Below are 22,908 nucleotides of genomic sequence, written 5' to 3' on the forward strand. Positions count from 1 at the left end.
GGGGACAGGCCCCGGCTTTTCCTGCCAATGCGCATTCAGTAGTCAGTCGAGAACGCGCGGCGTCACGAAGATGAGCAACTCCGCCTTGGTATTCTGGGTCGAACGATTGCGGAAGAGGTTGCCCAGGAACGGGATATCGCCGAAGAACGGCACCTTTTCGAGGTTGGTACGGCTGTCGATCTCGTAGACGCCACCGAGCACAACCGTCTCGCCGTTACCGACGAACACCTGGGTCTGGACTTCGCGCTTGTTGATCCCCGGCACACCCAGTACCTCGCGCTGACTGGGCTCGTCCTTGGTCACGTTGATATCGAGAATCACGTTACCGTTCGGCGTGATCTGCGGCGTCACCTCGGTGGACAGCACCGCCTCGATAAACTGGGTGGAGGTGGCACCAGAGGCGGTGGCCTCCTGATACGGGATCTCCTCACCCTGCTTGATGGACGCCGTCTGGCCGTTGGCCGTGATCACACGCGGACTGGAGATGATCTCCCCGCGGCCTTCAACCTGCAGGGCCGAGAGTTCGAGATCGAGCAGCACTCCGCTCCGCAGGATACTGATCCCGGCCTGCCCCGCATTGCCACTGGCGGGCAGCGAGCTGTTCAGGCGATCGCCAATCGCGATGCCCCCAACCCCCGCCGTCGTTGCATCACGGGCGGCATCAGCGCCCTCGATGGAACCCGCACCACCCACTCGAGTACGGCGATCCCCTCGCGTTCCGGAAATGCCGAAGCGTGCACCCAGTTCGCGATTGAAGGTGTCCTCCGCGATCACAATGCGGGTCTCGATCAGCACCTGTTGCACGGGCACGTCGAGCGTCTGCACCAGACGCCGCACATCCTCGATACGGTTCTGGGTGTCCTGCACCAACAGAGTGTTAGTGCGGCTGTCGATCGTGATGCTGCCGCGATCGGACAGGAACTGGCCGGTCTCGTCGCCGCGGATCAGCGAGGCGATCTGCTCGGCCTGGGCAAAGTTGATCTGCACGAACTCGGTGCGCAGTGGCTCGAGTTCCTGGCGGTCGCGCTGCGCCTCAAGCTCCAGGCGTTCGCGCGCCGCAATCTCTTCGCTCGGGGCGACGTAGAGCACGTTCCCGTCCATGCGCTTGTCCAGACCACGCGAGCGCAGAATGATATCCAGTGCCTGATCCCAGGGCACGTTGTTCAGGCGCAAGGTGATATTGCCACCCACGGTATCGCTGACCACGATATTGAGATCAGTAAAGTCAGCCAGCAGCTGCAGGACCGAGCGCACCTCGATGTCCTGGAAATTCAGCGACAGGCGTTCGCCCTCGAACTGCTCTTCCTCGCGGCGCCGTGCCTCACGCTCCGCCTCGGTAATCGGCGCCACTTCCAGCACAAAGCGGCGATCGCTCTGGTAGGAGAGGACTTCGTATTCGCCATGCGCGCCCACTTCCATGCGCACACGCTCGCGCTCGGCCACGGTGTCGATGGTGCGAACCGGTGTGGCGAAATCGAGCACGTCCAATCGGCGCTCCAGGGATTCGTCCACACGAGCGCGCGGGAACGTCAGTTCAACCTTACCCGCCTGCTCGCGCACATTAACCTCGGCCCCCGAGCGCGACAGGTCGATCTCGACTCGGCCTTCGCCCTCGGAACCGCGACGAAAATCGATGCCGGTAATCTCGACCGGGCGCGCACTGCGCGTCGCCCGTTCGGAGGGCTCGCCGGCACGATCGACCACCTGCTGGACATCGCTGTCGGCCTCGGAAACCCCGCGGCCCAGCGTCAGGATCAGGTTGTTGCCCTCGACCCGGGTCTGGTACTCGGAGGGCTGGGTCAGGTTCAGCACCACGCGCGTGCGATCACCGGATTCGACCGCCGTGGCGGTCAGCAGCGGGCCCACATTGAGGTCCGTCTCGCGGCTGCGCAGCGCATTGCCAGCGTCCGGCAGGTCCAGTGCGATCCGCGGCGGGGAGTCGATGGCAAAGGCCCGCACGTCTTCGGGCGGAGTCCCGGAAAAGCGCAGATTCACCTGCACCCGGTCACCGCTAATGCTGGCCGCCCGAATCTCTTCCAGTTCGGTCGCCGCCACCCCCTGCGAAACCATGAACAGCAAAGCCGCCATCACGGTGCCCGCCAGCGCGCGCATGGAAGAACCCATGTGTAATCCCCTGTAGTTGTTGCCGGTCTTGCGGCCCATTCGGTTCATCATTGTTCTGCTCCCCCAACCGCTAGTCGGCCAGCGCCACGGAGTTTTCGCGTTCCACGTGCCCGCCGAAGGCGTCCGGAACCACCTCGACCAGCTTCACCCGGGTGGCTGTGATCTCGACGATACGGCCGTGGTTTTCACCCATGTAATTGCCAACTGTCACGCGCTGAATACCCCGATCGGGGGTACGGACCAGGGCATAACGCACCTCGTCCTGCTCCAGCGACCCCACCATGCGCAAGGAATCCAGCGGGAAGCTCTCGAGGAATTCGCGGGGGCGATCCGGGTCGACCTCGGCGTCGCCGGGCTCGCCCTGGGCTGCCGCCAGCTCGGGCTGCGCAATTACGGAGGAATCGAACGGGGAGCGGGTGTGCCCCGGATACAAGTAGGGCTCGTGCGGCTCCAGCGTCGGGATCGGGTCGATACCGCTGCCCGGACGCTCATTGATCTCCGCAATGTAGCGCTCCAGGTCGCTCTTGTCGGGGGCGCAACCCGACAACCCGAATGTGGCCACCAGACCCAGCGCAAGGGCCGCCCCCAGGGATCGCTGTGCAGGGTTCCGCATCAGTGGTCCTCCAGGTAGCGGTAGGTGCGCGCAGTGGCGTCCATCAGCAGATCGTTATCGGAATTGCCCCGACGAATGTGCATGTCGTGCATGGTGACGACGCGCGGGAGCGCCGAGGTCCCGCTGACGAATTCGGCCAGATCCTCGTAGTCACCGCGCACCCGCAGCCGAATCGGCACCTCGGCATAGAAATCCCGTCGGTTTTCGCCGCGCGGCTCGAACAGCTCGATCTCGAGCCCAGCCTGCAAGCCGGTCTGCGAGATATCCACCAGCAGGCTGGGGATCTCGGCGCTGCTCGGCAAGAGCTCCAGCAACGAGGCAAACATCCGCTCCATCTCTTCGAGCTGTTCCTCGTAGGCCCCGAGATTCGCGGCCCGCTGCTGCTTGTCCTCGAATTCGGCGCGCAGTTGCTCCTCGCGATTCTCGGCGCGTTCCAGATCGGTGCGCTGATCGCCGATGAAGAAGTAATAGGACAGCCCCAGGATGGCCAGAACGATGACGATCAGGATCAGCGCCTTTACCGCCCAGGACGCCTCACCAATGTTGTTGAAGTCGATCTCGTTGAGTTCCTTGATATTCATCAGGAATCCTCCTCGACATCCGAAGGCCGCGCCTGATTGGCGTCGAGGCGGAAGTCACGTACCTGCAGGCTGCCGTCTTCACGTGTCTCGATGATCTGCAGGTTGGAATCGGCCAGCCAGGGCGAGGCGTCGATGCGGCGCATCAGCGTCGAGATCCGGGTGTTGGATTCGGCCCGCCCCGTCAGACGAATGCGTTCGCCCTCCTGGCGCACCTCGTTGAGATAGGTGCCGTCCGGCAACGTCTCCACCAGCTGATCGAACAGATGTACGGCCTCTGGGCGGCGCGCCTGCAAGGTCTGAATCACTTCCATGCGCGCGATCAGGGCCTGGCGCTGCTCGTCCAGATCGCGGATGCGAGCAATCTTTCGATCCAGCTCGCGGATCTCGCTCTCGAGCATCTGGTTACGCGACTGCTGGTGGTCGATCAGCGCACTCATAAAGGTGTGCGCGCCGAACGCCAGCAACACGCCGACCACGAGCGCGCCGCCCACGGCACCGAAGAATTGCTTGCGCCGCTGCTCGCGGGCCTTCTCGCGCCAGGGGAGGAGATTGATGTAGATCATCCGGCGTACCCCCTGATGGCCAGGCCACAGGCCGTAAGCAGCGCGGGGGCATCATTGGCGAAGCGCTGCTGATTCACACGACGGGAAAGCGCCATGCCACGGAACGGGTTGGCGACGGATACCGGGGTCCCGGAACTTTCCTCGAGCATCTCGTCGACACCCGCGATCGCGGCACAGCCGCCACCCAGCAGGATGTGGTCGATCGAGTCCTGCGGGCGGGTCACGTAGAAGTACTGCAGCAGACGCTGGATCTGATCCATCATCGTCTGCTTGAACGGCTCGAGGATATTGCTGACGTAGTCGGCCGGAAGATCACCGCTCATCTTGGCGGAACCGGCCTCCTGATAGTTCATGCTGTAGCGGCGCATGATCTCCTCGGTCAGCATGCGGCCGCCGAAATTCTGCTCGCGGGTATAGATCACGCCCTCGGTCTGGCTGACGACATACACCGCCGTTACCGATGAGCCGACGTCGACAATCGCGACGATGGGCTTGTTCTCGCGATCGGGGATCTGCTCGACCAGTCGTTCAGAGGCGTGCTCGATCGCGTAGGCCTCGACATCCACCAGCTCGGGGGTGAGCTTGGCGGATTCGGCGATCGCCACACGCGATTCGACGTTCTCGCGCCGCGAGGCGACGACCAGGACGTCGACCAGCTGGGGATTCTTTTCGTTCTTGCCGAGGACCTGGAAGTCGAGATTGACCTCTTCCAGGGTGTAGGGGATGTACTGATCGGCCTCGACGAACACCTGGCCCTCGAGCTCAGTGTCGCTGAGCGTGGCCGACATCTGGATGGTCTTGGTGATGACCGCCGAGGACGGCACGGCCATGGCGCAGTGCTTGAGCTTTGTGCCGGAGCGCTTCACCGCGCGGGCGAGTGCGTTCCCCACCGCCTCGGTGTCCTGGCAGACCTTGTCCACCATCACACCATCCGGCAGCGGCTCCACCGCAAAGGCCTCGACACGGTAGCCCTTACCTTGCCGGGCCAGCTCCAGCACCTTCACGGCGGCGGAGCTGACATCCACGCCCAGCAGTCCCTGCTTGCTCTTTCCGAGACTCAGCACACATCCCCCTGTATACCCCAATGAAAGTAACTGGTAGCGTTACAATCAAGTATGCTAGCTCGTTCACAATATACACTCCAAAATCCGGGTTGCAAGTTGCTTTGAAAGCTGATTCTTAACTTGGCCCCACTTTTTCTACAGTCATGAAGCCGATTCTCAAGATTTTTGCGGCGTTGCTGGCCCTGATCCTTGCGGCCGGAATCGGCGTATCCGCAGCCATTGCAGCCCTGTACGTGCACTACGCCCCGACCCTCCCCGAAGCGGAGGCGGTGCGCGACGTGCGCCTGCAAACCCCATTGCAAGTCCGCACCGCGGACGGCCTGCTGATGGGCGAATTCGCGGAAGAACGCCGCATTCCCCTGCCCATCGAGGACATCCCCGAGCGCGTCCGCCAGGCGTTCATCGCGGCCGAGGACGAGCGCTTCTACGACCACCCCGGGGTCGACATCGTTGGCCTGGCACGAGCGGCGATCAACGAGATCTCCACTCGCGGCGAACGCAGCCAGGGGGGGTCCACCATTACCATGCAGCTGGCGCGCAATGTCTTTCTGACCCGCGACCGCACCTACGAGCGCAAGCTGCGGGAGATCTTCCTGGCCATTCGCATGGAACAGGAGATGAGCAAGGACGAGATCCTTGAGCTGTACCTGAACAAGATCTACCTGGGCCAGCGCGCCTACGGGATCGAGGCAGCCGCTCGGGTCTACTACGGCCGCTCGATCGATGAGCTGGAACTGGACGAGATCGCCGTCCTCGCGGCCCTTCCGAAGGCGCCGTCCACAACCAACCCCGTTGCCAGTGCCCAGCGCGCGGAGATCCGCCGCAATTACGTGCTGCGGCGCATGCTGGATACCGGCGCGATCAGCGAATCGGAATACGAGGAGGCGGTGGCCCGCCCGGTATCGTCCGAGCGGCACGTGGCCGCGACCGAGGTCGATGCCCACTGGGTGGCGGAGGCGGCCCGCCAGATCGTCTTTAACCTCTGGGGCGAGGACGCCTACCGGCGCGGCCTGCAGGTCCATACATCGATTGACTCCCGTTACCAGGAAGCCGCCAACCAGGCCCTGCGCGAGGGCCTGCTGGAATACGACGAACGCCACGGTTATCGCGGGCCCGAAGATCAGCTGAGCGACGAGACCATGGCCGACGCCGAGGCACGCCAGCGCGCCCTCAAGACACAGGGCGTACACGGGCGCCTGCTGTTTCCCGTGGTCGTCGTGGAACGCGACGGAGACGGCACGCTGCACGTCGACGGCGGCCAGATCGGCGAACTCACCATCGAACCCCGCGATCAGGAATGGGCACGCAACCCCGAGTTCGAGCCGGGCGACGTGATCCGCGTCAGGCCCCACACCGACGGACGCTGGCGCCTGGCACAGAAGCCCGAAGTCACTGGCGCGGTAATCGCCCAGTCGCCGGCCGACGGGGCCATCGTTGCGCTCGCGGGAGGCTTCGATTTCTTCGAGAATCGCTACGATCGCAGCACCCAGGCGCAACGACAGCCCGGCTCTGCGTTCAAGCCGCTGGTGTACGCGCTGGCGCTGCAGGATGGCTACCGCCCGGACGGCATGCTGGTCGACGCCCCGATGGTCTTTGACGACCCCGCGCTGGGTGCGGAGTGGCGCCCGCAGAACTACTCGCGGCAGTTTCAGGGCGAGATGAGCATGCGCGACGCCCTGGCTCAGTCGCGCAATCTGGCGTCGATCCGCCTGCTCAACAGCCTGGGTCCGCAACGCGTGCACGAACAGCTGCCGCGGTTCGGTCTGGATCCGGACAAGCACCCGAGCAACCTGTCGATGGTGCTCGGCACTGGCGGGGTCACGCCCTTGCAGCTGAACAATGCCTACAGCGTTTTTGCCTCCGGCGGGAAACTGTACAGCCCGTGGATCATCACGCGCATCGAGACGGACGACGGCGAGGTCCTCTACACAGCCCCGACCGAACGCGCCTGCCCCGAACCCTGCGAGAACCCGGCCGGCCAGGACCTGTACCTGAACGCCAGCGGGGGTCCGCTGCAGTATACCGACCCGGCACAGGTGCTGGACCCGGGTGCCGCCTGGCAGATGAGCAACATGCTGGGGCACGTAATCACCGCCGGAACCGGGCGTCAGGCGCAGCAGCTGGGACGCTCGGATCTCGCCGGCAAGACCGGCACGACCAACAGCTATCGCGATGCCTGGTTCTCGGGGTTCAACGCCGACATCGTCGCGACCGCCTGGGTCGGGTTCGACGACAACCGCGAACTGGGCCGGCGCGAGAGTGGTGGGCGCACGGCGCTCCCGCTCTGGATTCGATTCATGGACTCAGTGCTGACCGACACACCGGAGCGCCCCGTGGAACGTCCCGATGACCTGCAGCGCGTGGCAATCCTGCCAGACGGCCGCCGCGCACCAAGCGAGGAGACCCCGGGGGCGAATATCCAGTGGCTGATCCCGCAGCAGGTACCGGAACGCGGCCAGGCCCCGGCGGGCCCCCGCGGGGAGAATGGTCAGGGCCCGGCCGAGTCGGTGTTCTGATGAGCCCCTCGCGTATTCGCCAGGAGCTGGCACAGGAGGCCGCGCGGATCCTGCTCGACGATGGCATCCGCGACTTCGCGCTGGCCAAGCGCAAGGCTGCCGAGCATCTGGGTGTCGAACCGCGCCACGAGATGCCGCGCAATATCGAGATCCAGGAGGCTGCGATCGAACGCAGCCGCCTGTTCGCAACGGACGACAGCCGCCAGGCCTACCGCGAACGCCTCGAGTCCGCTCGGATCGTCATGGAGCGGCTTTCGGCACTGGAACCCCGCCTGGTCGGCCCGCTGCTGGACGGCATCGTCGAACGCCAGCCGCTGGTCAATCTGCATGCATTTGCCGAGACGGTGGAGGAGGTCATCCTCGACCTGGGCGAGCGCGGAATCCGCTGCCAGACGGGCGAACGCCGCTATCGCAGCCGGCAGGGGCGTGAGCAGCGGGTACCGTTTCTGAGTTTTCGCGGGCCGAATGACACGGACATTGAACTGACCGTATTCCCGCTGGATGGGCTGCGCCAGGCGCCGCCGTCGCCGGTAGACGGCAAGCCCATGGCCCGCGCAGGGCGCGCGGACGTGGACAGGCTGCTGGCCGCCGCGAACGCCGACGCACCAGCGGCGGCCGACGCGTCCTGACGCCAGGAAGGCGCCGCTGCCTTAGTCGCGGCGGTAGGAGGTGACGGTCTCAACCAGGGTTGCCACCCGTTCCGGGTCGATCCCCGGATGAATCCCGTGCCCCAGGTTGAAGACATGACCGGTGTCCCGGTCGAAGCCGTCCAGCACCCGCAGGGCCTCCTCGCGCACCACCGCATCCGGCGCGTACAGCACCGACGGATCCAGGTTGCCCTGCAGCGCCACGCGATCGCCCACACGACGGCTGGCCTCGGCAATCTCGATCGTCCAGTCCAGCCCCAGCGCATCGGCACCGGTCTCGGCCTGCGCCTCGAGCCAGGCATCGCCACCCTTGGTGAACAGGGTAACCGGCACGCGACGGCCGTCGTGGTCCCGAATCAGGCCATCCACGATGCGTTGCATGTAGGCCAGCGAGAATTCGCGATAGCCGCGCGGCGTAAGCGAACCGCCCCAGGTATCGAAGACCATCACGGCCTGCGCACCGGCGCGAATCTGCGCGTTCAGGTATTCGGTAACCGCGGTGGCGACCTTCTGCAGCAAGGCGTGCATCGCCTGCGGTTCGCCGTACATCAGCCGCTTGGTCTCGGCGAAGTCGCGCGAGCCCTGACCCTCGACCATATAGGTGGCCAGCGTCCACGGGCTGCCGGCAAAGCCGATCAGCGGCACTTCGCCGTTCAGCTCGCGGCGGATCAGGCGCACTGCATCCATCACATAGCGCAGCTCCTGCTCGGGATCCGGCACCGGCAGGTTCTCGATCGCCTCGAGCGAACGGATCGGGTCGCGGAAACGAGGGCCCTCGCCGGTCTCGAAATAGAGTCCCAGGCCCATCGCATCCGGGATAGTCAGGATGTCCGAGAACAGGATCGCCGCGTCCAGCGGGAACCGGCGCAGCGGCTGCATGGTGACTTCGCAGGCCAGCTCCGGGTTCTGACACAGATTCATGAAGCTGCCGGCCTGGGCGCGGGTCTCGCGGTACTCCGGCAGGTAGCGCCCGGCCTGGCGCATGATCCAGATCGGCGGGCGATCCACGGGCTCGCGCAGCAACGCACGCAGCAGACGGTCATTCTTCAGGGTCTGGGACATCGAAAAACTCAAACGCCGAGGTATTCAAGGATGCCTTCGGCGGCCTCGCGGCCCTCGAAGACGGCGGTCACAACCAGGTCCGAGCCACGCACCATGTCGCCGCCAGCAAAGACCTTCGGGTTGCCGGTCTGGAAGGCGTGCTCACCGACGGCCTGTACACGCCCGCCCTCGTCCACGCCGATCTTGTATTCGGCGAACCAGTCCGCCGGGGACGGACGGAAACCAAAGGCGATCAGCACGCGGTCGGCCGGGATCACATGCTCGGAGCCCGGCACCGGCTCCGGACGGCGGCGGCCGCGCTCGTCCGGCGCACCCATCTGGGTGCGCACCACCTTCACGCCCTCGACCTTGCCGTCGCCGACGATCTCGACCGGCTGCACGTTGAACTCGAACTGCACGCCCTCTTCGCGGGCATGCACCACTTCCTTGCGCGAGCCGGGCATGTTCTCTTCGTCGCGGCGATAGGCGCAGGTCACCGAGGCCGCGCCCTGGCGGATCGAGGTGCGGTTGCAGTCCATCGCGGTGTCGCCACCGCCAAGGACCACCACACGCTGGCCGGCCACGTCGATGAAGCCGTCTTCATCGTGCTCCCAGCCCATCACCTGGCGGATATTGGAGATCAGGAACGGCAGCGCCGGGTACACCCCCGGCAGGTCCTCGCCGGGGAAGCCACCCTGCATCGCGGTGTACGTGCCCATGCCGAGGAACACGGCGTCGTATTCCTCCAGCAGGGTGTCCATCTGGATGTCGCGGCCGATCTCGGTATTCAGGCGGAACTCCACGCCCATGCCCTCGAGGATCTCGCGGCGGGTGCGGATCACCTGCTTTTCGAGCTTGAACGGCGGGATACCGAAGGTCAGCAGGCCACCGATCTCCGGGTAGCGGTCATAGACCACTGCCTGCACGCCGTTGCGCGCCAGGATATCGGCGCAGCCAAGGCCGGCCGGCCCGGCGCCAATCACGGCCACGCGCTTGTCGGTCGGGGTGACATCGGACAGGTCCGGGCGCCAGCCGGCCTTCAGGGCCTCGTCGGTGATGTACTTCTCCACCGAGCCGATGGTGACCGCGCCAAAACCGTCGTTCAGCGTGCAGGCGCCCTCGCACAGGCGGTCCTGCGGGCAGACGCGGCCGCAGACCTCGGGCAGGGAATTAGTCTTGTGCGAGAGCTCGGCGGCGGCGAACAGGTTGCCCTCTTCCACCAGCTTCAGCCAGTTCGGGATGAAGTTGTGAACCGGGCACTTCCATTCGCAATACGGATTGCCACAGGCCAGGCAGCGGCCCGCCTGCTGCCCCGCGGTCGCCGGGTCGAACTGACCAATGATCTCGCCGAACTCGTGGATACGAATCTCGGCAGGGGTCTTCTGAGGGTCCTGGCGCGGCAGGTCCAGGAACTGCATCGGATTGGAAGCCATGGATCACTCGCTCCGACGGGAACCGGCGGCATGACGCCACGGGGTTCAACCGTTCATGCGTTCAGGAAAGGAACGTTTCGCTCAACCGAGCGTAACGGTCAAGAAATCTCCAGGGTAACGCGGGTGAATGTACGCATTCGCGCTCGAGTCGATTTTGCCTGCTGACAAGGCGCGGTGAGCGCAGTGTAGCCGAGCCACATAAGCGAGCCGCAACGCCGTCAGCAAGCAAAATTGGCCGAGCCCCTCGCCCAATAAAATGGTGGGGTTGGAGCTGCCTGTTCCCCGATACAGCGTTGCGCCACTTGCGGGTAGATCCACTACCCGCTGCACGACGCGCCTTGTCTCGGGAAACAGGCAGCACCAACGCGAATGCGTACATTCACCCGCGTTACCCTAGCGCTGCACGGACCTTCTGACTGACGACGCCCATGTCCGCGCGGCCGAAGACCCGGGGCTTGAGCACGCCCATCACCTTGCCCATATCGCTGGGGCCGGCCGCGCCGGTCTCGGCAATCGCCTCGCCGATCATCTGCTCCAGCTCGGCGTCGCCCAATTGCTCGGGCATGTAGGCCTCGATCACCGTGATCTCGGCGGCCTCGCGCTCGGCCAGGTCCTCGCGACCGCCCTTGCGGTACTGGTCGATGGAGTCGCGGCGCTGCTTGAGCATCCGGTTCAGGATGGCCAGCACCGCGTCGTCGTCGGCCTCGCGCCGCTCGTCGACCTCGAACTGCGAGACCTCGGCCTGGATCAGGCGCAACGCCCCAAGGCGTTCCTTCTCCCGGGCCCGCATGGCCTGCTTCACGTCATCCTGCAAACGGGCCTTGAGCGACATTGAAGGGTCCTCGATCCGGGCCTGAGGCCCGAGAGACGATTCTTAGTACAGACGCACCCGACGGGTCATATCGCGGGAATTCTTCTTCAGCTGGCGTTTCACCGCTGCGGCGGCCTTGCGCTTGCGCTCGGTGGTCGGCTTTTCGTAGTACTCGCGGCGGCGGACTTCCGCGACCACGCCGGCCTTCTCACAGGTGCGCTTGAAACGGCGCAGGGCAACCTCGAAGGGCTCATTCTCGCGAACTCGTACGTGCGGCATACAATCTCCGGATGCGAATGCTGATTCGTCTACCAAAACAAAAACGCCACCCGAAACACTCCGGGCAGCCATGCAGAACTCCCTATGGTAATCCAACCGGCGTCATTTGCAAAAGTCCGTGAAGCGATGCCCATCCTGACCGCGCACACGCTTACGCCCAAAGTGGCACGCACGCTATGATGCCCCTGATGAACGCACCCGGCACACAGAACCTGAACGTCGAGCTGGGCGAGCGCAGCTACCCCATCCGGATCGGACCGGGCCAGCTCGCCGCCGCCGAAACCCTGCGCCCGGCGCTCGAGGGCCGCCGCGTGGCGGTGGTGACCAACACCACCGTGGGCCCGTTGTACGGTGAGGCTCTGCGCGAAACGCTCGGCCAGTGCGAGATCGCCGGCGAGATCCTCTGGATCGAACTGCCCGATGGCGAGGCCCACAAGACCCTGGCCACAGTGGAATCGATCATCACCCGCCTGCTGGAGGCCCGGCTTGACCGAGGCAGCCGCATCGTCGCGCTGGGCGGGGGCGTGGTGGGCGATATCGCCGGCTTCGCCGCTGCGATCTACCAGCGCGGGATCGACTTCGTGCAGGTGCCGACCACCCTGCTGGCCCAGGTCGACTCCTCGGTGGGCGGCAAGACCGGGGTCAACCACCCGCTGGGCAAGAACATGATCGGTGCCTTCCACCAGCCACGCGCGGTGCTGATCGACACCGACACCCTGAAGACACTCCCCGAGCGCGAGCTGCAGGCCGGGCTCGCCGAGGTCATCAAGTACGGGCTGATCCGTGACGCCGAGTTCTTCGCCTGGCTGGAAGCGCATATCGACGAGCTGCGCGCCCTGGAATCCGAGGCGCTGGCCTGGGCCATTCACCGCTCCTGCGCCTGCAAGGCCGAGATCGTCGCCGCCGACGAACGCGAAGGCGGCATCCGCGCCCTGCTGAACCTGGGCCACACCTTCGGCCACGCAATCGAGGCCGGCATGGGCTACGGCGAATGGCTGCATGGCGAGGCCGTGGGTACGGGCATGGCGATGGCCGCGCGCATGTCGGAACGCATGGGCTGGCTGAGCACGGCCGAGCGCGAACGCGCCGAGGCCCTGATCCAGCGCGCCGGCCTGGCTCTGGATCCACCGGACAGCATGAGCGCCGAGCGCTTCCGCGAGCTGATGGCGATCGACAAGAAGGTCGCCAGCGGCCGTCTGCGCCTGGTGCTGCTGAGGGGGATCGGCCAGGCCGAACTCACCGACCAGTTCGATGTGTCGGCGCTGGACGCGACGCTGCACGAGGGCGCCCGTGTCGCCTGAGGCCCTGGCCACCACACCCCGGGTCGACCGGGCCTCCGGGCTCGCGTCGTACGCCGCCGACCCCGCGGCCTCGCGCGGGCGCGCCCACCCGGAAGCGGCGCCACGCCACCGCAGCGATTTCCAGCGCGACCGCGATCGCATCGTGCACTCCAGCGCGTTTCGCCGCCTGGAATACAAGACCCAGGTCTTCATCAGCCACGAGGGCGACCTGTTCCGCAACCGTCTGACCCACTCGCTGGAGGTCGCGCAGATCGGGCGCTCGATCGCGCGTGCCCTGTGTCTGAACGAAGACCTGGTCGAGGCCATCGCCCTGGCGCACGACCTCGGCCACACGCCATTCGGCCATGCCGGCCAGCATGCCCTGAACGACTGCATGAAAGGGTACGGCGGCTTCGAGCACAACCTGCAGTCGCTGCGCATTGTCGACCTGCTGGAGCGTCACTACGCGGAATTCGACGGCCTCAACCTGACTTTCGAGACACGCGAGGGCATCCTCAAGCACTGCTCGCCACAGCGCGCTCGGGAACTGGGCGCGATCGGGGTGCGCTTTCTCGAGAAGCAGCAGCCCTCGCTGGAGGCGCAGCTCGCCAACGTGGCCGACGAGATCGCCTACAACAACCACGATGTCGACGACGGCCTGCGTTCCGGGCTGCTCGACATGGACCAGTTGACCGAGGTCCGCCTTTTCCGCGAGTGCCTGGAAGCGGTTCGCGCACGTTACCCGGACCTCGAGCCACGACGGGTTCAGCACGAGACCGTCCGCCGCATGATCGACGCCCTGGTCTCCGACCTGATCGAGAGCAGCCAGGCCGCGATCGATCACCAGCGGCCCGACACCCCGGACGACGTCCGCCAGGCCGGCCAGCCGCTGATCCGCTTCAGCCCGGAGATGGCCGAACAAGCGCGCGAGCTGAAAGCCTTCCTGCGCGAGAACCTGTACCACCACCATCAGGTCCACGCAGTGATGCACAAGGCCCGCCAGCTGATTCAGGAGCTGTTCGCCGCGTTCGACTCCGAGCCGCGACTGATGCCCGAGCACTTCCAGCGGCATGCCGAGCAGATCGCCGCGGCCGATCCGCATGCACCGCAGCGCGCGATTGCCGACTACATCGCGGGCATGACCGACCGCCACGCCATTCGTGAACACCACCGCCTGTTCGATCTGGGCACGCTGACCTGAGACTGAGACCCATGGCGCTCTCCGACCAATGCCTGAAACAGCTCGGCCTGCACACGGCGCCGTTCGACGAGACCCCGGATGAACACTTCATCTACAGCGACCCGTTGCTGGACGGGCTGCTGGAGTCGGCGCGCGCCGCCCTCGATGCCCCGGGCGCCATCGTGATCATGACCGGCGAGAACGGCTCCGGGCGCAGCCTGCAGTTGATGCGCCTGCTGGCGATGCTGCCCGAGCCCTTCGAGCTGATCGCCTTTCGCGCCCGCATCAACACCCAGTTCGAATCGGTGGACAACACCATTCGCAACTACCTGCGCTCGCACAACGCCGATGACCCCGACCGCCCGCTGACCGAGCTACTGGCCGAGCGCGTAGCCGTCGGCCGCGACCCGGTGATCGCGATGGACGATGCCCACCTCGTCGGCACCGACATCGTGAACAACCTGATGCGCATGCGCAGCGAGGTGCTCGAGCCCCAGGGCCGCGCCCCGCGCATCGTGCTGGTGGGCTCCGGCGGCCTGCTCCGCCGCCGCCTGTACCTCCCGGACCCCTCCGACGAGGACCAGGTCACGCGCGTCAACCTGCGCGCCTTCAACCTCGAGCAAACGGCCGCCTATCTGCGCCACCGACTGCAAGCGGCGGGCCTCGACGACCCGGAACGCCTGCTCGACCAGGAAACGATCCACCATCTCCAGACCACCAGCCAGGGCCTGCCCGGCAACCTGAACCGAGAGGCCAACCAGGTCCTGGAGCGCCACTGCCGCAGCGAACGCCATGCCGCCAGTGCAGCCGGCACTACAGCGCCCGGCATCGCGCTGGGTGACGAGGCCGAGCGCGAAGAGGCGCCGTCACCCACGACACCCGAGGCCGCCGGCGTCACCATTGACTCCGATGCCGGCCTCGACCGCGAAACCGACGCCGAGCCCGTGCTTCGTGCCCAGCGCGAAGAGGACGAATTCACTCCGGCCGCCGAGGCCCTCGCGCACTCGGATGCCGATGACGAACCGGACTGGCCGCCGGAGCCCGACCACGAACTCGACGAACCCCCGGAGGAAAAGCGCACCGCGCCCTTCTGGAATCAGCGCTGGTTCGTGCCAGCGGTTGCCGCCACGGTCGCGATCGGTATCGCCGCACCCGTCGCTCTGCAGTTGATGGACGGTGGCGAAACCGAGGCGGAACAAGAGGTCATCGAACTCCCGCTGCCGGAAACCCGACCCCCGGCATCCCCCGAGCAGGACGACCTGGTCGCGGCCGACCCGTTGGAGCATGCGGACGACACGCTGACTAGCCCGGGAATCGAACCCCTGCCCGGCCAGGAACGCCCGAGCGGCGATCCGATTGCCGGCATCGAGGCCGAACCCGCCGCTGAACCTGAGCCACAGCCCGAGCCAGAACCCGCTCCGGAACCTGAACCTGAGCCTGAACCCGAGCCCGAACCAGCACCGGAGCCGGAGCCGGAGCCGGAGCCGGAGCCGGAGCCGGAGCCAGAACCGGAACCGGAACCGGAACCAGAGACGACCACCGAGGCCCTGGCCGACGAGGATGGTGACGGCGAGCGCCTGCGCGGCGATCTGGAGTGGCTCGGCAACCAGTCCTCCGATGCGTTCACCATCCAGTTGATCGCGGCTCCGGACATGTCCACTGCCCGCGGCTATGCGGATCGCCACAACCTTGGCGGCATCCGCTACATCCCCACGCGCGTGAACAATCGCGACTTTGTGGTCGTGCTGGCTGGATCGTTTACCAGTCGCGAGGCCGCCGAAAGCGCGGCATCCGACCTGCCCGAGGCGGTCCGCAACGAAGGCCCCTGGATCCGCTCCATCGGCTCCGTACAAGGCGTGGCACGCGAATAGACTCGCCGCCTTCGCACCCGCCAACCCGCACCTCCCCGTGCCTACTTGACCGGCCCCGGTTTGCCGGGAGAATGACGGTTCGGCTATATTCCTGCGCCTTTTTTCGTGTTCTTTTCCAGCCCGACGGCCCGCCCTTCGCGCGCCGTGACCGGAGTTCACCGATGCGACAGAACCAACTGAACGGCACCCTCTACCGCCCCGAATTCGAGCGCGACAACTGCGGCTTCGGCCTGATTGCGCACATGGACGGCGTAGCCAGCCACTGGGTGGTGGACACCGCGATCAAGGCCCTGGAACGGATGACCCACCGCGGCGCGATCGCCGCGGACGGCAAGACCGGCGACGGTTGCGGGCTGCTGATGAAGACCCCCGAAGCCTTCCTGCGCACCCTGGCCTCGGAGTCGAACATCGAACTGGCCGAGCGCTTCGCCGCCGGTATTGTGTTCATCAACCCGGACAAGATCGCCGAGACACGCGCCGCCGTGGAGGGTGCGATCGAGCACGGCCCGCTGAAGCTTGCCGGCTGGCGCGAGGTCCCGATCAACCCGGAAGACGCCTGTGGCGCCGAGGCCCTGAAGAGCCAGCCGCACATCCTGCAGGTGTTCATCAACGCCCCGGCCGACATGGACGGCGACGCCTTCGAGCGCGCGCTGTTCGTAGTGCGCCGCCGCGCCGAGATCGCAATGGGCGACGACCCGGTGTTCTACGTGCCGAGCCTGTCCGCGCGCGTGGTCTCCTACAAGGGTCTGGTGATGCCGGAGAACCTGCCGGTGTTCTACCGCGACCTGCAGCGCCCGGAGCTGGAGACCGCGATCTGCGTGTTCCACCAGCGCTTCTCCACCAACACCTTCCCGCAGTGGGGCCTGGCGCAGCCGTTCCGCTTCCTCGCCCACAACGGCGAGATCAACACCGTGCAGGGCAACCGCAACTGGGCGGTTGCGCGCCAGCACAAGTTCGCCACCGAGAACCTGCCGGAACTGGCCGAGCTGGAGCCGCTGGTCAACCTGGAAGGCTCCGACTCGCAGAGCCTGGACAACATGCTCGAGGTCCTGCTGGCAGGCGGTATGGATCTGTTCCGCGCGATGCGCCTGCTAGTGCCGCCGGCGTGGCAGAACGTCGCGCACATGGACTCCGACCTGCGCGCCTTTTACGAATACAACTCCATGCACATGGAGCCCTGGGACGGCCCGGCCGGGATCGTGCTGACCGACGGCCGCTACGCCGCCTGCACCCTGGACCGCAACGGCCTGCGCCCGGCGCGCTACGTGATCACCAAGGACCGCCACATTACCCTGGCCTCCGAGATCGGCGTGTACGACTACGCCCCGGAGGACGTGGTCGCCAAGGGCCGCCTGAAGCCCGGGCAGATGCTGGCCGTGGATACCGAGTCCGGCGAGCTGCTGCAGCCCGAGGACGTCGACCGCATCAACCGCACGCGCCAGCCCTACCGCCAGTGGCTGCGCGCCCACGTGAAGCACCTGAAGAGCCAGCTGGACGACAACCAGCTGTTCTCCGGCGAGCCGATGCCGGCCGAGCGCCTGGAGACCTACGAGAAGCTGTTCGACGTGACCTTCGAGGAGCGCGACCAGATCCTGCGCGTGCTGGCCGAGGCCGGCCAGGAGGCCGTGGGTTCGATGGGTGACGACACCCCGTTCGCCGTGCTCTCCAGCCACACCCGCTCGCTGTTCGACTACTTCCGCCAGCAGTTCGCCCAGGTCACCAACCCGGCGATCGACCCGCTGCGCGAGAGCATCGTGATGTCGCTGGAGACCTGCTTCGGCCGCGAGCAGAACCTGTTCGAGGAGACCCCGGACCACGCCCACCGCCTGGTATCCGACTCCCCGGTGCTGTCCGAGGCCAAGTTCCGCGAACTGTGCAACCAGACCGAAGACGCCTTCCGCGTCGAGCGCATGGACCTGAACTACGACGTCCATGCCGGCTCCCTGGAAGACGCCGTGAAGGCCCTGACCGACAACGCGGTGGAGGCCGTGCGCGGCGGTGCCGTGGTGCTGGTGCTGTCGGACCGCGGCATCGACCCGGAACGCCGCCCGATCCCGGCCGCGCTGGCCGTGGGCGCGGTGCATCACGCCCTGATCCGCGCCAAGCTGCGCACCGACGCCAACATCGTCGCCGAGACCGCCACCGTGCGCGACCCGCACCACTTCGCGGTCCTGCTGGGCTATGGCGCCACCGCGATCTACCCCTACCTGGCCTACTCCGCGCTGCACGGCATGTGCGAATCCGGCGAGATCCCGAACGCGGACCCGCTGACCCTGGCGCAGAACTACCGCCGTGGCATCAACAAGGGCCTGTTCAAGATCCTGTCGAAGATGGGCATCTCCACCATCGCCAGTTACCGCGGCGCGCAGCTGTTCGAGATCGTCGGCCTGGCCGACGAGGTCGTGGACACCTGTTTCACCGGCGCTACCAGCCGTATCAAGGGCACCCGTTTCGCCGATATCGAGGCGGACCTGGAGACGCTGTCCAAGCGGGCCTGGAACCCGCGCAAGAGCGCCGGCCAGGGCGGCCTGCTGAAGTACGTCCACGGCGGCGAGTACCACGCCTACAACCCGGACGTGATCCAGACCCTGCACCGTGCGGTGCAGTCCGGCGACTACGGCGTGTACCAGGAGTACGCCGCACTGGTAAACGAGCGCCCGGTGACCGTGCTGCGCGACCTGCTGAAGGTCCGCGATGACATCGAGCCGATTGATGTAGACGAGGTCGAGTCCGAGGCCGAGATCCTGCCGCGCTTCGACTCCGCCGGCATGAGCCTGGGCGCGCTGTCGCCGGAGGCCCACGAGGCCCTGGCGACCGCGATGAACCGCCTCGGCGGGCGCTCCAACTCCGGCGAGGGCGGCGAGGCCGTCTCCCGCTACGGCACCGAGCGCATGTCCAAGATCAAGCAGGTGGCCTCCGGCCGCTTCGGCGTAACCCCGCACTACCTGGTCAACGCCGAGGTGCTGCAGATCAAGGTCGCCCAGGGCGCGAAGCCCGGCGAGGGCGGTCAGCTGCCGGGCCACAAGGTCAACAAGATGATCGCGGAGCTGCGCTACTCGAATCCGGGCGTGGCCCTGATCTCGCCGCCACCGCACCACGACATCTACTCCATCGAGGACCTCGCGCAGCTGATCTTCGACCTCAAGCAGGTCAATCCGGATGCGCTGGTCTCGGTGAAGCTGGTCTCCGAGGCCGGGGTCGGCACGATCGCCGCCGGCGTGGCCAAGGCCTACGCCGACCTGATCACCATCTCGGGTTATGACGGCGGCACCGGTGCCAGCCCGCTGACCTCGGTGAAGTACGCCGGCACCCCGTGGGAGCTGGGCCTGACCGAGACCCACGCGACCCTGCGCGGCAACGACCTGCGCGACAAGGTGCGCCTGCAGACCGACGGCGGCCTGAAGACCGGCCTCGACGTGATCAAGGCGGCCATCCTGGGTGCGGAGAGCTTCGGTTTCGGCACCGGCCCGATGGTCGCGCTGGGCTGCAAGTACCTGCGCATCTGCCACCTGAACAACTGTGCAACGGGTGTCGCCACGCAGGACAAGGTGCTGCGCATGAACCACTTCATCGGCCTGCCCGAGATGGTCATGCACTACTTCCAGTTCGTCGCCCGCGAGACCCGCGAATGGATGGCGAAACTGGGCGTGCGCAGCCTGACGGATCTGATCGGCCGTACCGATCTGCTGGAGATCCTGCCGGGTGAGACGCCGAAGCAGCAGCACCTGGACCTGAACGGCCTGCTGGCCAGCGGCGACCTCGACGACAAGCCGCGCTTCTGCAAGGAGCCGAAGAACGAGCCGTTCGACAAGGGCGAGCTGGCCGAAAAGATGGTCGCCGAGATGCTCGAGGCCATCGAGAACAAGGCCGGTGGCGAATACCGCTTCGACGTTGCCAACACCGACCGCTCGATCGGCGCGCGCCTGTCCGGCGAGATCGCCAAGCGCCACGGCAACCAGGGCATGTCCGATGCCCCGATCACCGTGCGCATGAAAGGCACGGCCGGGCAGAGCTTCGGCGTCTGGAACGCCGGCGGCCTGCACCTGTACCTGGAAGGCGATGCCAACGACTACGTCGGCAAGGGCATGACCGGCGGCAAGCTGGTGATCCGTCCGCCGGAAGGCTCGGGCTTCGCCAGCCAGGACACCACCATCATGGGCAATACCTGCCTGTATGGCGCAACCGGCGGCAAGCTGTTCGCGGCCGGCCAGTGCGGCGAACGCTTCGGAGTGCGCAACTCCGGCGCGATCGCCGTGGTGGAAGGCATCGGCGACCACGGCTGCGAGTACATGACCGGCGGCGTGATGGTGGTGCTGGGCAACACCGGCATCAACTTCGGCGCGGGCATGACCGGCGGCTTCGCGTTCGTGCTGGACCGGGAGAACGACTTCCCGGACCGCATCAACAACGAGCTGATCGACCTGCACCGCCTCGACACCGAGGACATGGAGGCCCACCGCAACTACCTGGAGGAGCTCATCACGGAATTCGTGCACGAGACCGACAGCGCCTGGGGCCGCGAAATCCTCGAGCAGTTCGACCACTACCAGGGCTCGTTCTGGCTGGTGAAGCCCAAGGCCTCCGAACTCCGGGGCCTGCTGGCCAACCTGCGCCAGGCCGCCTGACCCGCCACCCGGCGGAACGCAGATACGGGCCCCTCACGGGGCCCGTTTCATTTTCAGTGCCGAAAACCCGTCATTGCGAGCGCAGCGAAGCCATCGCTTGATGCGGTGTTCTGGTGGCAGTTCCTGGAGATTGCTTCGCTGCGCTCGCAATGACCTGGCAGCACCCTGACACCATCCCGCGACCGGAGGCTGACGGATAGCGATTGCTTCGCCGCCCCCGGCTCCTCGCAAGGACGGGGAGGTAGAAAGTAGCGTCATCGCGAGGAGCGAAGCGACGTGGCGATCTCCACGGGCAACCCCGGCGTCCGCCCCGGAGACCACCGGGGCTCGCCGCATCGGCTGCGGCGTCCCGCAATGACGTGTTGCGCCCCGACCCTGGGCTATCATGCGAACCTGACGACGAGCACACCCCCGAGGAATAGCCGGCGAAACCATGGCAGGTCTCATCCCCCAGGCATTCATCGACGAGTTGCTCGAACGTAGCGATATCGTCGAGGTGATCCAGCGCCGCGTGAGCCTGAAGAAGGCCGGGCGCGAGTTCGCCGCCTGCTGCCCGTTCCACGGCGAGAAGACGCCGTCGTTCTATGTCTCCCCGCAAAAGCAGTTCTACCACTGCTTCGGCTGCGGGGCGCACGGCACGGCCATCAGCTTCCTGATGGAGTACGAGAACCTGAGCTTCCCCGAGGCGGTGGAGCAGCTGGCCGAGCAGGCCGGACTGGAGGTCCCGCGCGAGGCTGGAGCGGACGACAAGCGCGAGGCCCACGCGCCGTTGTACGAGGCCCTGAACGCGGCCGCCGACTACTACGTGCAGCAGCTGCGCCAGACGCCGAAGGCGGTCGAATACCTGAAAAACCGCGGCATCGACGGCAACACCGCCCGCGACTACCAGATCGGCTGGGCCCCGCCCTTGGGCCTGATCGAGGCACTCAAGCCACGCTTCACCCCGCAGCAGCTGGTGGATGCCGGCCTGGCCGCGCGACGCGACGACGGCGGCATCCGCGAGCGCTTTCGCGCACGCATCATGTTCCCGATCCGCGACCGGCGCGGGCGCATCACCGGTTTCGGCGGGCGCCTGATCGAGGCGGGCGAGCCGAAGTACCTGAACAGCCCGGAGAGCGAGGTCTTCCACAAGGGACAGACCATCTACGGCCTGTTCGAGGCGCGCAAGGCCGGCACCCGGCTGGATGACATCGTGGTGGTCGAGGGCTACATGGACGTGGTCGGGCTGGCGCGCGCCGGCTTTCGCCGCGCGGTGGCCTGCATGGGCACCGCCCTGACCCGCGCCCACCTGGACAGCCTGTTCCGCCAGGTCTCGCGCATCACCCTGTGCTTCGACGGCGACGCCGCCGGGCGCCGCGCGGCCTGGCGCTCGCTGGCCGAGGCCCTGCCCGCGATCCAGGGCCTGCGCGAGGTGCGCGTGCTGTTCCTGCCCGAGGGCGACGACCCCGACAGCCTGGTGCTGCGCGACGGCCTCGCCGGCTGGGAGGAACGCCTCACCGGCGCCCTGCCCCTGTCCGAGACGCTTGTGCGGCTGTTGCGCGAGGAACACCCGACCGAAACCGCCGAGGGCCGCACCCGCTTCGCGCATGCCGCGATGAAACTGGTCTCCACCACCCGTGACCCACTGTTCCGCGACCAGCTGGTCGAGCGTGTCGCCCAGGAGACCCACCTGAGCCCGGAGCGGCTGGGCGAGCAACTGCGCGAGGCCGAAGACGGGAACGCCCGCGCGTCGGGCCCCGTCTCCGCACCGGCGGACATCCCCGATGCCCCATCCGCCGAGCCGGCGGGCGCGGCGCAGGAGACACCCTCCGCCCTTTGGGGGGCGCTGCTTGCGCGCATCCTGCAGCACCCCGAGCTCGAGTGGTCCCAGTCCGAACTGGCCGACCTCACGGCCTTCCCCGGCACCGCCGCGCAAACGCTGGGCAAGCTGCTCACGGCCCTGCAAGAGCGTCCCGGCTGTAGCAGCGCCCATCTGCTGGAAAGATTCCGCGACGATCGCCACTTCAACCGCCTGCAGGCCCTGGCCGCCCGGGAACTTGGCGATGGCGACCCGAAGGTGACCCAACAGGTGGCCATGGACTGTGCCCGCCAGCTCCTGCTCCAGCAGGCACGCACGCGGATTCGTGAACTCACTCGCGCAGACGGCGGGCTCACTACGGAACAACGCGAGGAGCTCGCGCGTCTTAGTGCACTACTGCAGAAGAGAAACCCCGGTTAGATTCCCCCGTAGCACGCGGCCCAAAGGCCGTAAGCGATTGAAATTGAAAACTCCGCCCCCAG

16 protein-coding genes are annotated in these 22,908 nt (G+C 66.5%); 7 read left to right on the forward strand and 9 right to left on the reverse strand.

Annotation, left to right across the window (positions count from 1 at the left end; genetic code table 11):
* Positions 1–42: 42 nt before the first annotated feature.
* Genes pilQ through F791_RS0104245 form a run of 5 tightly spaced genes read right to left on the reverse strand, consistent with a single transcriptional unit; the run spans position 43 to position 4,945 of the window.
* On the reverse strand, positions 43–2,163 hold the full coding sequence (gene pilQ / locus F791_RS0104225; protein WP_196799361.1) for a type IV pilus secretin PilQ: 2,121 nt from the start codon (positions 2,161–2,163) through the stop codon (positions 43–45).
* 31 nt (positions 2,164–2,194) lie between these two features.
* Positions 2,195–2,737: a pilus assembly protein PilP gene (locus F791_RS0104230; RefSeq protein ID WP_018139045.1), complete on the reverse strand. Its 543-nt coding sequence runs from the start codon at positions 2,735–2,737 to the stop codon at positions 2,195–2,197.
* On the reverse strand, positions 2,737–3,318 hold the full coding sequence (locus F791_RS0104235) for a type 4a pilus biogenesis protein PilO (RefSeq protein WP_018139044.1): 582 nt from the start codon (positions 3,316–3,318) through the stop codon (positions 2,737–2,739). Before F791_RS0104235 ends, F791_RS0104230 begins: the two co-directional genes overlap by 1 nt.
* Positions 3,318–3,881, reverse strand: coding sequence for a PilN domain-containing protein (locus F791_RS0104240; protein WP_018139043.1), 564 nt, complete (start codon positions 3,879–3,881; stop codon positions 3,318–3,320). The genes F791_RS0104235 and F791_RS0104240 overlap by 1 nt, the downstream gene beginning before the upstream one ends.
* The gene (locus tag F791_RS0104245) at positions 3,878–4,945 is read right to left on the reverse strand and encodes a pilus assembly protein PilM (RefSeq protein WP_018139042.1); all 1,068 of its coding nucleotides are present in this window, start codon (positions 4,943–4,945) and stop codon (positions 3,878–3,880) included. Before F791_RS0104245 ends, F791_RS0104240 begins: the two co-directional genes overlap by 4 nt.
* 143 nt (positions 4,946–5,088) lie before the next feature.
* Between F791_RS0104245 and F791_RS0104250 the strand changes: the two genes are divergently transcribed.
* Both F791_RS0104250 and F791_RS0104255 read left to right on the forward strand, forming a co-directional pair.
* Positions 5,089–7,461, forward strand: a complete 2,373-nt coding sequence (locus F791_RS0104250; RefSeq protein ID WP_018139041.1) for a penicillin-binding protein 1A — start codon at positions 5,089–5,091, stop codon at positions 7,459–7,461.
* Positions 7,461–8,090 (forward strand): hypothetical protein, encoded by a 630-nt coding sequence (locus tag F791_RS0104255; protein WP_019592223.1) that lies wholly within the window; start codon positions 7,461–7,463, stop codon positions 8,088–8,090. The genes F791_RS0104250 and F791_RS0104255 overlap by 1 nt, the downstream gene beginning before the upstream one ends.
* Positions 8,091–8,111: 21 nt before the next feature.
* Here the strand turns inward: F791_RS0104255 and hemE are convergent, their stop codons facing one another.
* The 4 genes from hemE to rpsU all read right to left on the reverse strand — a co-directional run bounded on the left by hemE (position 8,112) and on the right by rpsU (position 11,672).
* Positions 8,112–9,170: a uroporphyrinogen decarboxylase gene (gene hemE / locus F791_RS0104260; protein ID WP_012981686.1), complete on the reverse strand. Its 1,059-nt coding sequence runs from the start codon at positions 9,168–9,170 to the stop codon at positions 8,112–8,114.
* Between the two features lie 8 nt (positions 9,171–9,178).
* A complete protein-coding gene (locus F791_RS0104265) occupies positions 9,179–10,582 on the reverse strand; it encodes an FAD-dependent oxidoreductase (RefSeq protein WP_018139039.1) in 1,404 nt (467 codons plus the stop codon).
* Positions 10,583–10,970: 388 nt separating this feature from the next.
* Positions 10,971–11,414, reverse strand: coding sequence for a GatB/YqeY domain-containing protein (locus F791_RS0104270; protein WP_018175248.1), 444 nt, complete (start codon positions 11,412–11,414; stop codon positions 10,971–10,973).
* Positions 11,415–11,456: 42 nt separating this feature from the next.
* Positions 11,457–11,672: a 30S ribosomal protein S21 gene (gene rpsU, locus F791_RS0104275; protein ID WP_012981683.1), complete on the reverse strand. Its 216-nt coding sequence runs from the start codon at positions 11,670–11,672 to the stop codon at positions 11,457–11,459.
* A 176-nt stretch (positions 11,673–11,848) separates the two neighbouring features.
* On the opposite strand from rpsU, the gene aroB reads away from it, so the two are divergent.
* The 5 genes from aroB (at position 11,849) to dnaG (ending at position 22,846) form a co-directional block, all read left to right on the forward strand.
* On the forward strand, positions 11,849–12,973 hold the full coding sequence (gene aroB, locus F791_RS0104280) for a 3-dehydroquinate synthase (RefSeq protein ID WP_018993461.1): 1,125 nt from the start codon (positions 11,849–11,851) through the stop codon (positions 12,971–12,973).
* A complete protein-coding gene (locus F791_RS0104285; protein WP_018175246.1) occupies positions 12,963–14,153 on the forward strand; it encodes a deoxyguanosinetriphosphate triphosphohydrolase in 1,191 nt (396 codons plus the stop codon). Before aroB ends, F791_RS0104285 begins: the two co-directional genes overlap by 11 nt.
* A gap of 11 nt (positions 14,154–14,164) precedes the next feature.
* Positions 14,165–16,003 (forward strand): SPOR domain-containing protein, encoded by a 1,839-nt coding sequence (locus tag F791_RS0104290; RefSeq protein ID WP_019592224.1) that lies wholly within the window; start codon positions 14,165–14,167, stop codon positions 16,001–16,003.
* A 161-nt stretch (positions 16,004–16,164) separates the two neighbouring features.
* Entirely contained in the window at positions 16,165–20,628 is a 4,464-nt protein-coding gene (gltB, locus tag F791_RS0104295; RefSeq protein WP_019592225.1) for a glutamate synthase large subunit, read from the forward strand.
* A 433-nt stretch (positions 20,629–21,061) separates the two neighbouring features.
* Complete coding sequence (gene dnaG / locus F791_RS0104300) at positions 21,062–22,846, forward strand: DNA primase (protein ID WP_019592226.1); 1,785 nt, start codon at positions 21,062–21,064, stop codon at positions 22,844–22,846.
* The last annotated feature ends 62 nt before the right edge of the window (positions 22,847–22,908 follow it).

The organism is Thioalkalivibrio sp. ALRh (assembly GCF_000381425.1).
In the GTDB taxonomy this organism is placed as follows: domain Bacteria; phylum Pseudomonadota; class Gammaproteobacteria; order Ectothiorhodospirales; family Ectothiorhodospiraceae; genus Thioalkalivibrio.